The following is a 14014-nucleotide window of genomic DNA, read 5'->3' on the forward strand; positions in this document are numbered from 1 at the left end:
CATAACCTTCTTTCAGAAGAAAATCCAATAAGCGAAATTGATTATACAATTGTTTTCGTTAAAAGAATAGCTCAATTTTGTAAATCTTTACTAATCTATGTGGACAGTGTCACATACTATTCACAATGAGTCTAGTATAGAGGAGGGTGGAATGCAAAAAAATACCCTGCACTTGGCAGGGCATCGTATATTATTCGGTTGATACGGAAGGATCTGCTTGAATTTTCTCAGGAACGACTTGAAGGAAGTGCTCTTCAAGGTTTTCAAGAAGAAGTTCAAGAGAATCAGCTTCTGCGTGCTGATCATGTTGTTTTAAGACTTCAATGTATCCTGTAAGCATTTCATTTACGTCTTCTTTTCCGCCTTCGTTTAGGGGTTCAATTTCGACTTTAGCTCCTTTAGCAATTCGCTTATGAAGGGCTTCTTTCGTTAATCCCATTTCTGGTTGATGACGAAGATAAACGGCTCCACCAGTCATTCCAGCACACATCCAAGGTCCTGGGTCACCAAGTACAAGACCACGTCCGTTTGTCATATATTCAAAGGCGAACCCTTTAATGCTTGAGTAACATCCGAAGTTGCCATCGTGTTCAGCAGGAAGAGGGGCCTGTAGTTGCTGCCCTATGATAATATCAGCTCCGGATAATCGAATGCCGGCTCTTGAGTCTGCTGTACCTTGAACAATGAGTCGGCCTTTTTGAGCTCCGTATCCAAATCCTTTTCCAACTGCTCCGTTAATATACCCGCCGTGAGCTCCAGGGGATTTTAAGATAGCAAGGGTTCCACCGAATGCCGTTTTTCCGACACCGTCCTGACCACCACCGATAACGGATGTATCCATACCGTCAGTGAGGTAAGCCCCGAATCCATTACCGACTATAGAGCCTTCTTTATAGTGAAGTCGAATTGGATCAAGGTCACGATAGGATCCATCAAGACGATCACGGACGCGGTGACAAGAAACGCGACTGCTAAGGTTTCGTTGTTCACTTGTTACATTTGAGAATTCCCTAGAATCAAGAAGCTGTTCTTGGTTCCCGTCTAAATATTCTGCTCCTACTGCCATAAGGAGACGTTCTTCCATTCGTTCATATTTCTTCTGATAAGCTTGGATTTCTTCAACTTCGAGTTTTTCTAGTAGAGGAGTTAAATCCATCCAATCTTCACCGCGGTACTGTTCTAGTAAATCAGAACGGCCGACCAGGTCTTGTGTCTTGGAGAAGCCTAGCTCAGCTGTTAGGCGTTTAAGTTCTTCACCAAATGTGGTAAATAGATTCATAAGCCCTGTAACAGAAGGTTGGTACTCCCTTGGAACGAAGCGGCGAAGTCCGTGTTCTTTTGCCTGAGCTTCTGTTTCAATTTGTGTGGCAATCCCAACGTGACACGTATCAAGGTGACACCCACGACATGCGGTACAACCTACTGCAATCATAGATAACGTGCCAAATCCAACGCGATTAGCTCCTAAAAGCATTACTTTCATTACATCAAGGGGACTGCGTAACCCGCCATCTGCCCAAATCTCCACAGAGTGACGAAGACCGGCTTCAAGAAGAGCGTTGTGAGCAGCTTTTACACCAATCTCAACAGGAAGCCCTACGTGTTGAAGAGCATGAATTCTTGCTGCACCTGTACCGCCATCAAAGCCGCTGAGCGTAATGAAATCAGCACCGGCTTTAGCAACTCCGACAGCAATCGTTCCGATGTTTGGAACAATCGGGACTTTTACGGTAACTTTCGCCTGATCGTTGGCGGTTTTCAGTTCAGAAATCATTTGTGCTAAATCTTCAATAGAATAAATATCATGGTTGTTCGATGGCGAAATTAAATCAGAACCGATTGTTGCATTACGTGCTTCTGCAATTTTAGCGGTTACTTTAGAGCCTGGCAGGTGACCACCTTCACCAGGTTTCGCGCCTTGACCAATTTTGATTTCTAGTAGATTAGAAGAATTCAATAACTCTGCATTCACCCCAAATCGACCAGAAGCGATTTGTTGTCCGCGTGTGTTTGGATACTTTCCAAGCATATCTTTAATCTCTCCGCCTTCGCCGTTGAAGGAAATCATATTAAGTTGATCGGCAGCTTCAGCGTAAGCGCGGAAAGCTGTCTCGTTTTGAGAACCAAAAGACATGGAAGAGATCATAAATGGCAAGTCATGTGTGCCAACTCCAAGATCTACTTTAGACGTTTCTTCTTTATGTTCGCTTGATTTTGGTTGAACGAGGTGGCGAATGCTGAGCGGATTCTTTTCTTCAAGTCCGTCAATTTTCTCCCGAAGGTCATCTATAGGGTTTCCTTTCGCTACATCTCCGATCGATTTCCAAAGACGAGGCCAAGCATGGAAGCTCTTGCCCGGACGAGCCTTTTCGTTTTGGAAATCCTCACGACGGGCGATCGAATCTTCTTTCAGTGCATTCCAGTTGTAGGACAATCCGTCACCGCCAAAGAAGTTTACGATGCGTAGCAATCTTGAGAAATCGTTGTGTAAACCGATACTCGAGAAGAGGCGAGCATATCCTCTTAATTCGTGAATACCGATTGTTGAGATTACTTTTTCAAGGCCTTTATTCAACGCATAATACAAGTTAAGAGATGGCGTTAATTCTTCCTCAGCTACAGTCGCAAAAAGTAGATAAGGATTGACCGCGTCTGCTCCTAAACCAAATACGGTTATGAGGTCATGTAAGGAGCGAATCGAAGCTGAACGCAGAATAATAGATGTGTTTCTCCGTTTATGATTCTCAACGAGTCGTTTGTCGATTGCCGATACGACAAGGTGAGGGTCTAGCCAAAGGTGGTCTTCCTGGTGGGTATCCCCATCATTTAGAACAAGAAGTTCGGCACCTTTATCTACGAGTGATTCTGCTTCGCTTGATAAGCGGCGGATGGCCTCTTCAATCGTTTCTTCATCCCGAGCTGTTATAGAAAGCGTTTGAGTAAGTCCTTCTTGGTTGAAGCGATGTAGAATTTGTTCATAAGATGGTTGCTGTTCTTGAGAAGAAATGGTCTGAGCGTGTACACCTTCTACGAGAATCGGTGATAGAAGTTCTAAGTTAAAGGGAGCTTCGTCTTTTGTTACTACATTAGGACGACGCCCTAAAATGGTTCTAGTAGAGAAGTGTTCGGCTTCACGGTCCCGGTCGATTGCCGGGTTCGTCACAACTGCGACACTTTCTTTAAAATAATCGGCTATGTTTTTACGACCCTGGTGTAAAGAAGCGAGAGGAACATCATGCCCAAGGGAGCGAATCGGTTCTGCTCCTTTTTCAGCCATTTGCTCAAGAAGTTGAATATGTTCCCTGTCCCAACCATATGCTGCATACCAGCCATTGTGAACATTTGTTACGGTTGGGTGAGGCTTAACTGTATCTGTATTACCGGGTTGGATACGAGAATGGAAGCCTTCGAAATCAAAGCGTGCGCCCATACGTCGGTATACTTCTTCTTGATAAGCAAAGTGGTCGAATACTTGCAATGTACCATCTTCGTCATATTTTACTCCAACCTTTTCCCCTGGAGAGAGAGGTTTAGGATCGCTAACGTACTCGCTATTTGCCCGAATCCCGGGTTCAGAACAGAAAAGGTGGGCATCCATTGTTTCAAGCTGCCATAGTGGTCGTAGCCCTAGAGAATCCAAACTGAAGGCAGCTTCATTTTTATGCCTGGAAATAATTCCAGCTGGTCCTTGCGCGAAATGGCCCCAAGCTTCACGCATGTAGGCATACATATCTTGAATGTGAGTAGGGTAACGCTTTAATTCGTTTAAAATAGGTGGGAACATTAAATCAAGTGCTTCAAACAGTCCATAACCTTCTCGTTTAACAAACGTTTCAATTGTTCGGTTAAGGTCCTGGGAGTCACTTCCGTTACCAGTTAAAGGGACATTGATCATTTCAGCTTCATCTCGAAGTTTAGCGATTGTGTTAATTTCACCATTATGACCTAGCATGCTAAATGGTTGCACACGAAAAAAGCTTGTAAGCGTGTTCGTAGAGTAGCGGTTGTGACCTAGTGTCATAGCAGATGTAATTTTAGGGTGGTCCAAATCAGCAAAATACTGAGGTAGCTGATCTCCGGCACCCATTACTTTATAGACTACGTGATAAGAAGATAAAGAGGCGACGTGTACATTCTCATCCTCTTCAATCGCAAGGGAAACTTCAAATAAAGCACGATCTAAATTAATGTTTTCATTGTTTGGTAAAAGGGCAATCTGCCAGAATATCGGCTCTTGTTTTTGCGCAAGAGGTCCTAAAGCTTCAGTGCGAGTTGATTGTTCGTCTTGGTAGATTAGTTGAAAGCCGTGTTGATTTAAGATGTCTTGAATGTTGGTTTTTATAGTGGTGGTTTGAGCTTGTTTATTGATGAAAAGGTGTCCTACAGTAAATTGAGAGTGGTGGGCAAGGTTTTTGTCTTGTTGTTTAGAAGTTAGTTTTTCTTCCCAAAGGGCTTTTGGTATATCCATATGAATACCAACGCCGTCTCCTTCTTGCTTAGTGAAACCTGCACGGTGGTTCATGGTCACAAGTGCATTAATGACAGTGTTAATGTTTTCTTTTGTTGGCTTGTTTTCTTTCTGAACACAAGCAACAATTCCACATGCATCATGTTCATGTTTGTGATAGTCACGAAATTCATTAGGATCCCAGTTTACGCGTCTCGATTTGGTCAAGATGACCGCACCTCCTTGAAGATTTACAAATAGTATCGACCTTAGGAAGTGAAGGACTTCCTGTAGTCGTTAAATGAGAAAAAGAAGGGCTTTCGCAATAGATTGCAAAAGCCTTGAAAAGTGTTCTGTTCAGAACAAAATCTTTCGGAGCGAAGTGAAAGATTTTTTGAAAAGGGTAAGAAATGAAAAGTGTACAATCCGATGTACAAATTTTCTGAATTATTTATTATAGTATCATACGGGGGTAGGCTTTGCAATTAAATATACAGTGATTTGTATGGCGAGGAAGGGGAAGTTTGGTGTGAACGAAGTGCTTTATTCGTTGAGACGCCTTTAAGTAAGCGTTTTCAAGGAAGTGATAAAAAATCTCCGCAAATTATCTGATTGCGGAGATGTATAAAAGGGTGTATATTTATTCGCTTGCTAATGCTTTGAATGAAGATTCAACGGCACGTAGCGTTTCTTTAATGTCAGCTTCTGTATGTTCAGTTGTTAAGAACCATGCTTCAAACTTAGAAGGGGCTAAATTGATTCCCTCTTTCAACATCAGGTGGAAGAATTTCGCGAACATTTCACCGTCCGTCGCTTCTGCTTGGTCATAGTTTTCGACTTCTACATCTGTGAAGTACACGGTTAGAGCTCCTTTTAAGCGATTGATCTTAACAGGTAGCTTATATGTCTCTGCGTGATGTAAGATTCCTTCTTCCAACATGGCACCGAGCTGATCCATTTTTTCGTAGACGCCTTCTTGTTGTAGCACTTCAAGACAAGCAATTCCCGCTGAGATGGATGCAGGATTACCAGCCATTGTTCCAGCTTGGTATGCTGGCCCGAGTGGAGCAATTTGTTCCATAATATCTACACGTCCGCCATAAGCACCTATTGGAAGACCTCCGCCAATAATCTTACCCATTGCTGTCATGTCAGGTTCAACACCAACAATATCTTGAGCACTACCGTAGTGGAAGCGGAAAGCTGTGATGACTTCGTCGTAAATGACAAGGGCACCAGCTTCATGAGCAAGATCGTTTACTTCTTGAAGAAAACCAGGCTTTGGTTCAACGATACCGAAGTTCCCGACGATTGGCTCTACAAGCACACCTGCAATATCGTCTCCGTATTTTTCAAGTGCGTCTTTGTAGGTGGCGATATCATTAAATGGAACTGTAATCACTTCTTGTGCGATAGATGTCGGGATTCCTGCTGAATCAGGTGTGCCAAGTGTTGCTGGTCCGGACCCTGCTGCAACAAGAACTAGGTCAGAGTGCCCGTGGTAACAGCCAGCGAACTTAATGATTTTAGTTCTGTTTGTATAAGCGCGTGCGACACGAATGGTTGTCATAACGGCTTCTGTACCAGAGTTCACAAAGCGGACTTTTTCAATAGAAGGAATGGCTTCTTTAATCATCTTCGCGAACTTATTCTCAAGCTTTGTTGGTGTGCCGTATAACACACCGTTATAGGCTGCCTTTGAGATCGCTTCAGCAATATGTGGGTGAGCATGGCCTGTTATAATTGGTCCATACGCAGCTAGATAATCGATGTATTTGTTTCCGTCTACGTCAAAGAAGTAAGCCCCTTCTGCTTTATCCATAAAGATAGGAGTTCCGCCACCAACCCCTTTATAGGCGCGAGAAGGCGAATTCACCCCTCCGACGATATGGTCCTCTGCTTCTCTATATAACTCTTTCGATCTATTAATATTCAACAAGAAAACCTCCATAAAAAATACTCAAAACCCATTCTAACACACACCACCCCTTTATTGCTGTGCAGAAGAGAAGGGTGTCTGGCACGCTTTCGTGCTGTGAAGAGCTAGAGGGTGTCTGCACACTTTAACATGGTGAAGGGAATTCATATTAGGTAGGGCTTGTTTATATGATAGTGATAGGTGGAGGTTTGGGGGAGTGATGGGACATGGTGTGGGTGTTGTTGAGTCTGGTGGTGTTGTGTGTATGTGGAAGTTTGGCGGGGTTTTTTCGCCGTGATCAAGAAGTTCGTCAATTATTTTCCTTTTATCACTTTTATACGCTTATTACGGTTTATGGAATCGTTATGATTGGGTTTGGTTTGATCTACTTTATTCTGGCTTCTGAAGGGTTAGTTATATTGCAAGATGAACTTCTACAACAGGACTCGTTGCTTGATCGTTTTGCTCATTCTGTTTATTTTAGCGGGGTAACGCTAATGACGGTAGGATACGGTGATATTACTCCGATAGGGTTAGGGAAGGCAATTGCTTTGATTGAGGCGATGATAGGTTATATCGTGCCCGCTGCTTTTGTTGTTCAATATATGCATCATCATCAGCAGGATGAGCCATCAGATAAGTTGTAAGTTCTCCTGAATTTGGTTACCCTTAAAAGAGATTATGTTCAGGAGGGATAGGAATGACTATGGAAATTGGTAAACCAGCACCGGATTTTGAACTCCCAGCTAACAATGGGGAAAAGGTAAAGCTCTCTGATTATAAAGGGAAAAATGTTGTGTTGTATTTTTATCCGAAAGATATGACGCCTGGATGTACAACTGAAGCTTGTGACTTCCGCGATCATCATGAAAGCTTCAAAGACTTAGATGCTGTTATTCTTGGCGTTAGCCCAGATCCTGTTGATCGTCATCAGAAGTTTATCGACAAACATGAACTCCCGTTTTTATTATTAGCAGACGAGGAGCATGCGGTCGCTGAAGAATATGATGTGTGGAAGTTGAAGAAGAATTTCGGTAAAGAGTACATGGGGATCGAACGTTCAACCTTTGTTATCGACAAGGAAGGTAACCTGGTAAATGAATGGCGTAAAGTACGTGTGAAGGGGCATGTTGAAGAAGCCCTACAGTATATAAGAGAAAACCTAAACTAAAAAACCTCCATTATGGAGGTTTTTTATGTTGATCACTTTACTGTGGTAAAGGGTGTCTGGCACGCTTTCGTGCATTAGTGTGTGAATGTGGACTAATCTTGCTTGATTTGTTGTATTTTGCGTAAGGTATTCAGGTACTCTTGTTCAAGTTCCTCTTTATCTGCTCCGGTGTCTAGCGTACTGAGTCGGCTGATCAGTTCCGATAACTTTGTTTCTAGTTTCATGAGATCGTACTTTTCTTCTTCTGGGGCAGAAGCTTTCGAGTTTCTTTCTTCCCATTGACTGTAGGTGCCATCAAAAGCGTGGATGGTATGATTCTGTAGTAACCACAAGTTGGTTGCTGTTTGTTCTACGAAGCGGCGATCATGGCTTACATAAAGCACGGTACCAGAAAAATCGTTCATTAACTGCTCTAATGCTGTAATAGCTTCAAGGTCAAGGTGGTTGGTCGGTTCATCCAGGATGAGAACATTAAACTGACCGCTCAACAATTTTGCGATAGCTGTTTTAGCCCGCTCACCTCCGCTAAGAACTTCGATAGGTTTATTCACATCTTCTCGGTGAAAGCGAAGGCGTCCAAGGATCGTTCGGATGATGTGCTCGGGTAACAAGCTATCTTGTTTCACATATTGAAGAATGGTTTGGTCTTGAGAGAGTTCCTCAATCACCTGAGCAAAATATCCAACACGCGCTTGTTTGGGCATACTCACGTAATCTGAATCTGTCATTAATTGTTTAAGCAACGTGGTCTTCCCGCTACCATTTGAGCCTATAAGTGCTGTTTTTGAACCCGTTTTTAACGATAGTCGGTCTATTCGGTACAAGAGAGTGGAAGCTGTACTGGCTGATAAATTTTGCGCAGATAGGACATGTTTGTTGCTTATTGGCTCCATTGAATGATTTGTCATTTTTAGGTCAGACCATTCAAATGGCTTTTCTACACTTTCTAATCGATCCAGCCGTTCTTGTATCACTTTTGTAACGCGCTGGATTTTTTGTTGTTGCCCTTTGGCTTTTCCTTTGTGGAGTTGCCATTCAGAATTTCCCATTCGAGAAGGCGGCTTGTTCATACCTTTTGACTGTTGTTCTTTTTGATGTATTCGCTTTGTAAGGCGCTTTCTTTCTTTTGTATACTTCTCATATGCCTCTTGCTGCTGATTTATTTCGATCTGTTTAGCCTTTTCATAAGTGCTGAAATTTCCTTTGTAATGAGAAAGCTTTCCTTCATCAAGTTCCCAAATGGATGTACAAACCTGGTTAAGCAGCTTTCGGTCATGCGATACAATTACGTAGGAGCTCTTGCAAGATAAAAGCGTGCGCTCAAGCTGTTCAATATGTTTCCAATCCAAGTTGTTGGTCGGTTCATCCAAGAATAGAAGATCAGCCTCCTTAGAAAACAACTCCTCTAATTTCTGTAGTGTTTTCTCTCCGCCGCTTAATTGATCCCAGTTTAGATCTTCTCGATTAAGGTCTAGCTGATCAAATGAAGCAACCCTACCATACAATTTTACTCTAGTCGTTGCTTCGGTCTTTCCCAGTAAATAATGAAGTAGAAGTGTTTTCCCCTGTCCGTTCCTTCCAATTAACCCAATACGGTCCCCTTTATTGATGGAGAGCTCGTTGATGTGAAGTAAAGTACGGTCTGCGATTGAATAATGAATATGATTAGCGTGTAATAATCTCATAAAAAAACCTCCCTGGACGCTCCAGAGAGGAAGGTATGCAGACGTACTTTAGCTCATCGCACACCAAATAAATCTTACCGTTCTATAGGTGAAGAAGTGTGTGTTTGCGCAAGTGGTCTATAAAAAGACATACCTATCCTGTCTGGAACGAGTCGTTTCCAATAAAATGTGCTATTGAACTCGCCTCTCGAACTAGGATTAGTACTTCATTGCGCTAACGTTCACCCTTTCCATAATATTACTTTAAATTATACGCATCTTTCTTATGGATGGTCAACTTAAAATTGGAAAATGAATACTAGCCTATTTTCAACACGCTGGGTGAAGGTCCATACCAATTCATGACGATCAGCGTATAGTACATTAAGAAACAAACCTCCCCTTATTTATATAGATCAACATGTTAAGCGCGGATACCATTCGCGCTTCCTTTTATTCCTTTAGCACTCTAGCAAAACGCAGCGTGCCAGACACCCTGCACTTCTGTACAGCAATAAAGGGTGTCTGGCACGTTGTATTACGTTAGTGTGTAAAAGTGTTATGGAGCATTGATTTCTATGATTTTTGGGGAATAGGTTATAGTATAGACAGTAGGAGTTTTAGATAGGGAGGGAATTGTTTGTTTATTTTATCGTCATGTAAGATCAGAAGGGATTTACGGGAGCGCTTAGAGGAGGCTTATCCTTCAGTTACGTTTCAGTTTACAGATTCGATCGGGGAGGCTGCTTCTTTTTTGCCGGAAGCGGATGTATTACTTACATATGGAGAAGATTTGACGGAAGAACTGATCGAGGAAGCCATCCAACTGAAGTGGGTAATGGTTTTGTCGGCTGGGTTAGAGAAGATGCCATTTAAGAAGATAGAGGAAAGGGGAATCCTCGTTACCAACTCGAAGGGGATCCATAAAGTTCCGATGGCGGAGTATGCCATAGCAATGCTGCTTCAAGTAGCAAGGAATACTCGTTTATTGCTAGAGAATGAAAAGGCGCATGAATGGGATCGTAATGTAAAGCCTGTTGAGATTACCGGGAAGACCATGCTCATCGCAGGAACAGGGGCGATAGGGCAGGAAGTCGCTCGCCTTGCTCAGGCGTTTAGAATGTACACGATTGGTATATCGAATAGTGGTAAGGCAAAGGAACATTTTGATAACGTTTATACAAAAGATGAACTAGAGGCTCACCTTCCTGAAGCGGACTTCGTGGTTTCAGTTCTTCCTAGTACAGAAGGCACTAAGAACTTTTTCAAGAGAAAAGACTTTGAAATAATGAAAGGTGACGCAGTTTTCCTAAATATGGGCCGAGGTGACGTAGTGGACGGGGATACTTTATTGCATGTAATGGAAGAAAGATTAATTCACCATGCGGTATTAGATGTGTTTGAAACAGAGCCTCTACCAGCTGCTCACCCATTTTGGGAGATGGGGAATGTAACCATAACTCCTCATTCGTCAGGAATGTCTCCTCATTATCAACCAAGGGCCATGTCGATCTTTGAAGAGAACCTACATACTTTCCTGGCTGGAGGGAAGGTATCTGTAAATCAAATTGATCCAAGAAAGGGGTATTAATGATGAAGATTTATACACGATCTGGTGACAAAGGTGATACATCGCTTATTTACGGAGACCGGGTGTCAAAAAGTGATGCACGAGTCGATGCTTATGGTACTTGTGATGAGGCAAACTCCATGATTGGGTTGTCATTAAGCTATTTAAGAAGAGAAGACTGGCCAGAGAAACAAGCCTTCTGTGATACGATGCACCGTGTGCAAACCATTTTATTCCATGTAGGTGCTGAGCTAGCGACTCCTCAAGGGAAAGAAGTGAAGTGGCAACTCACTCAGGGGCACATAGATGAACTAGAAAAGCAAATTGACAGTTGGGATCAAGAACTTGAAGCTCTTCAGAACTTTATTCTGCCATCAGGGCACGAAGCTTCGGCCACATTACACACGGCACGCACGATTGTAAGAAGAGCGGAACGTAGTGCTGTTGTTGTGAAAGATGAATTAAATAACCCGCTTGTCCTGACGTATTTAAATCGATTATCCGACTTTTTATTCGTAGCAGCTCGATTTGTTAACAAGATGACAGGTGGTAAAGAAATACCGCTAAGAGCTGATGTGTAATATATGTAAATAGGCTTGGTATCAAGCGAGTTACATTGACAAAAAGAGGTACAACGGTATACACTATTTATAAAGATTTTAATGTAATAATATTGTTTATATGAAAATATGTGAAAGCGAGGTGCATGACGGTGTCTGATCATCGACTTCGTGAGGCTTTGGACACATTAAAAGATTCTGGCGTCCGTATTACACCCCAACGTCATGCGGTGCTTGAGTTTCTCATTGATTCCATGTCTCATCCAACCGCAGATGACATCTATAAAGCATTAGAAAGCAAATTCCCAAATATGAGTGTAGCTACGGTATACAACAATCTTCGCGTGTTTCGTGAAATTGGGTTGGTTCGTGAATTGACTTATGGTGATTCATCAAGCCGATTTGATTGTAACACTTCAGAGCACTACCATGCGATTTGCAATAATTGTGGAAAGATCGTTGATTTCCATTATCCATCTCTTGATGAGGTAGAATCGCTAGCGGAGCAGGTTACAGGATTTGATGTTAGTAACCACCGAATGGAAGTGTACGGAATTTGTGAAGAGTGTAAGTCAAAGCACTAAAATGAGAGTTCTTTTAAAAGAACTCTCATTTTTTATGGATGTGTAAAAAGACCTTGAAGAGTTGAGGCTCTACAAGGTCTTTTCAATTAACCGTGATTTTACTTTTGATTTTTAGTATTTTTTTGATATCTTTTAGAATTGTACCGTTCATCGAATTCTTTTCCTTCAAGATCTTTATCTAAAGTTAAGGGCTCATTACAGTGCATGCATGCGTCAACGCGTCCTAATAGTTTTGTTGGTTTGTCGCAATTAGGGCAAACAACTTTTATCGTTTTGGTGGATAACATTCCGATCCAAAAGTATACGACTGTGCTCAGGGTGACTGACAGAAGCCCTAGGATCATAAAGATACTCATTAACCACATCGTCTCTTTAAATAAAAGGCCAACATACATGATGCCAAAACCGATAAATACTAAACTTAGCGCAAACGTGCGTATCTTGTTTATTTTGTTCGAGTACTTAACGCCCAACCTTTTCCCTCCTAACATTTTCAATTGGTAGTATAGCATATTTCTAGGAGAGAAAGCGTCGTCGAAAAAAGGATTTTCTATGAATGTGTCGAAATTAATCACTATCTTAGTATTTGGGGGAAAGTAGTATGGAAGATGTGTTACGTCCGATCTACCAAGAACGTGCTAGTCAGAAAAACACATTAGGAATTTTGATTATAGAAAAGAAAAAGCCCATTAGCCCTGTGACAGATAACTTTGATGTTATTTTATTAATTATTGTACGGGGGGCTACTCAGCCTTGGTACGTTAAACATTATGAATTTGAGAACAAAAATGCGGCCATGCACATTGTGGATGAAGACCAACTTACCAATTGGGTCGATACTAGTTCATTCCGCAGAGCTGTAGAGTGGGTGATAGAGGGCCGGGTTGTATTCGATCGAAACGAGTATGTAACTTCTTTAAAAGAAAATCTACGTAACTTCCCACAGGAAAAGCGTGATTTAAAAAAGGCGATTGAATTCGCAAAACTCATTCGAACATATGGAGAATGTAAAGATCTATATGAAACAGAACAATATATGGATGCTTTTAGTAAAATGATTCATTCATTACATTACTTAGCTCGTCTCTCTGTCATTGAAAAAGGATTCCATCCAGAAGTAACGGTATGGAACCAGGTGAAAAGGATTGAACCAGAAGTATACAAGCTCCATCAGGAACTAAGTAAAAGCAATGAAACTCTTGATAAACGAGTTCAGCTTATGCTTTTAGCTACTGAGTTTGCTATCAATTCTAGAACGATTAATTGTGCAAAACATTTAATAGAAGTAATGGGAAGTAAAGAAGAGCCGTGGGCATATGGTGAATTGATGGTTCATCCAGATATTCAACCATACGCGCTTGATCTTGGAGCGCTACTGGACTACCTTGTTGATAAAGAAATAATAGAAGCTGTACAGATCGAAACAAAAGGCAAGAACCTATATCATAGAACGTATCGGTTAAGGAGAAACGACTAGAATAAAGAAGCCTCCGACAATTCTTGAAAAAAGGGTTGCATAGGAGGCTCTTTTCTTTTACTATTGTTAAGTGGCTTTAAGAGAGCCGAACAAACCCACGAGGAAATATCAAAAGAAATTAACAAAAGTTATTGACGATGTTTTCTCAGGGTGATATAGTATTACTTGTCGCTGAAAACGACACAAACAATTTCGAGCAGCCAACAAAACGGCATCGAAAAAAATCAAAAAACATTGTTGACAAACAAAACAACGAAATGTTAAGATGATTAAGTCGCTGTTAAACAGCAGACAAACAAAAGAAACACTTTAAAGAAACATTTGATCTTTGAAAACTGAACGAAACAACATGTAACGTCAATGTCTTTAAATTATTTTTTAAAGCCAGTAATCATTTATTTGATGCTAGGCAAACTCAACTTTTATGGAGAGTTTGATCTTGGCTCAGGACGAACGCTGGCGGCGTGCCTAATACATGCAAGTCGAGCGCGTGAAACAACATGATCCCTTCGGGGTGATTGTTGTGGATCGAGCGGCGGACGGGTGAGTAACACGTGGGCAACCTACCCATGAGATCGGGATAACTCCGGGAAACCGGAGCTAATACCGAATAACCCAGTGAA

The 14014-nt window shown here is 41.8% G+C and carries 10 protein-coding genes and 1 rRNA gene; 7 read left to right on the forward strand and 4 right to left on the reverse strand.

The window, feature by feature from the left end:
* Positions 1 to 190: 190 nt before the first annotated feature.
* Complete coding sequence (locus IEW76_RS14875; protein ID WP_188655201.1) at positions 191 to 4678, reverse strand: glutamate synthase-related protein; 4488 nt, start codon at positions 4676 to 4678, stop codon at positions 191 to 193.
* 409 nt (positions 4679 to 5087) lie between these two features.
* Positions 5088 to 6383 carry a glutamate-1-semialdehyde 2,1-aminomutase gene (locus IEW76_RS14880; RefSeq protein ID WP_308422083.1) on the reverse strand — a complete coding sequence of 432 codons (1296 nt, stop codon included), beginning with the start codon at positions 6381 to 6383 and terminating at the stop codon, positions 5088 to 5090.
* 209 nt (positions 6384 to 6592) lie between these two features.
* Here IEW76_RS14880 and IEW76_RS14885 point away from each other — a divergent pair, with 209 nt between their 5' ends.
* Positions 6593 to 7012, forward strand: a complete 420-nt coding sequence (locus tag IEW76_RS14885) for a potassium channel family protein (protein WP_188655169.1) — start codon at positions 6593 to 6595, stop codon at positions 7010 to 7012.
* A gap of 53 nt (positions 7013 to 7065) precedes the next feature.
* Positions 7066 to 7536 (forward strand): thioredoxin-dependent thiol peroxidase, encoded by a 471-nt coding sequence (bcp, locus tag IEW76_RS14890; protein ID WP_188655171.1) that lies wholly within the window; start codon positions 7066 to 7068, stop codon positions 7534 to 7536.
* Positions 7537 to 7628: 92 nt separating this feature from the next.
* Here the strand turns inward: bcp and abc-f are convergent, their stop codons facing one another.
* Positions 7629 to 9221 (reverse strand): ribosomal protection-like ABC-F family protein, encoded by a 1593-nt coding sequence (abc-f, locus tag IEW76_RS14895; protein ID WP_188655173.1) that lies wholly within the window; start codon positions 9219 to 9221, stop codon positions 7629 to 7631.
* 619 nt (positions 9222 to 9840) lie between these two features.
* Between abc-f and IEW76_RS14900 the strand changes: the two genes are divergently transcribed.
* The 3 genes from IEW76_RS14900 (at position 9841) to perR (ending at position 11914) form a co-directional block, all read left to right on the forward strand.
* A complete protein-coding gene (locus IEW76_RS14900) occupies positions 9841 to 10791 on the forward strand; it encodes a D-2-hydroxyacid dehydrogenase (protein ID WP_188655175.1) in 951 nt (316 codons plus the stop codon).
* A 2-nt stretch (positions 10792 to 10793) separates the two neighbouring features.
* Positions 10794 to 11351, forward strand: a complete 558-nt coding sequence (locus IEW76_RS14905; RefSeq protein ID WP_188655177.1) for a cob(I)yrinic acid a,c-diamide adenosyltransferase — start codon at positions 10794 to 10796, stop codon at positions 11349 to 11351.
* Between the two features lie 125 nt (positions 11352 to 11476).
* Positions 11477 to 11914 carry a peroxide-responsive transcriptional repressor PerR gene (perR, locus tag IEW76_RS14910; protein ID WP_373286007.1) on the forward strand — a complete coding sequence of 146 codons (438 nt, stop codon included), beginning with the start codon at positions 11477 to 11479 and terminating at the stop codon, positions 11912 to 11914.
* Between the two features lie 98 nt (positions 11915 to 12012).
* On the opposite strand, the gene IEW76_RS14915 is transcribed toward perR, so the two are convergent.
* On the reverse strand, positions 12013 to 12387 hold the full coding sequence (locus IEW76_RS14915; RefSeq protein WP_188655181.1) for a YgzB family protein: 375 nt from the start codon (positions 12385 to 12387) through the stop codon (positions 12013 to 12015).
* Between the two features lie 128 nt (positions 12388 to 12515).
* Between IEW76_RS14915 and IEW76_RS14920 the strand changes: the two genes are divergently transcribed.
* Both IEW76_RS14920 and IEW76_RS14925 read left to right on the forward strand, forming a co-directional pair.
* Entirely contained in the window at positions 12516 to 13391 is an 876-nt protein-coding gene (locus IEW76_RS14920; protein WP_188655183.1) for a nucleotidyltransferase-like protein, read from the forward strand.
* 421 nt (positions 13392 to 13812) lie between these two features.
* Positions 13813 to 14014: ribosomal RNA gene (locus IEW76_RS14925) — 16S ribosomal RNA — on the forward strand; the annotation flags it as partial.

It is taken from the genome of Pontibacillus salipaludis (assembly GCF_014642405.1).
Lineage (GTDB): Bacteria > Bacillota > Bacilli > Bacillales > BH030062 > Pontibacillus > Pontibacillus salipaludis.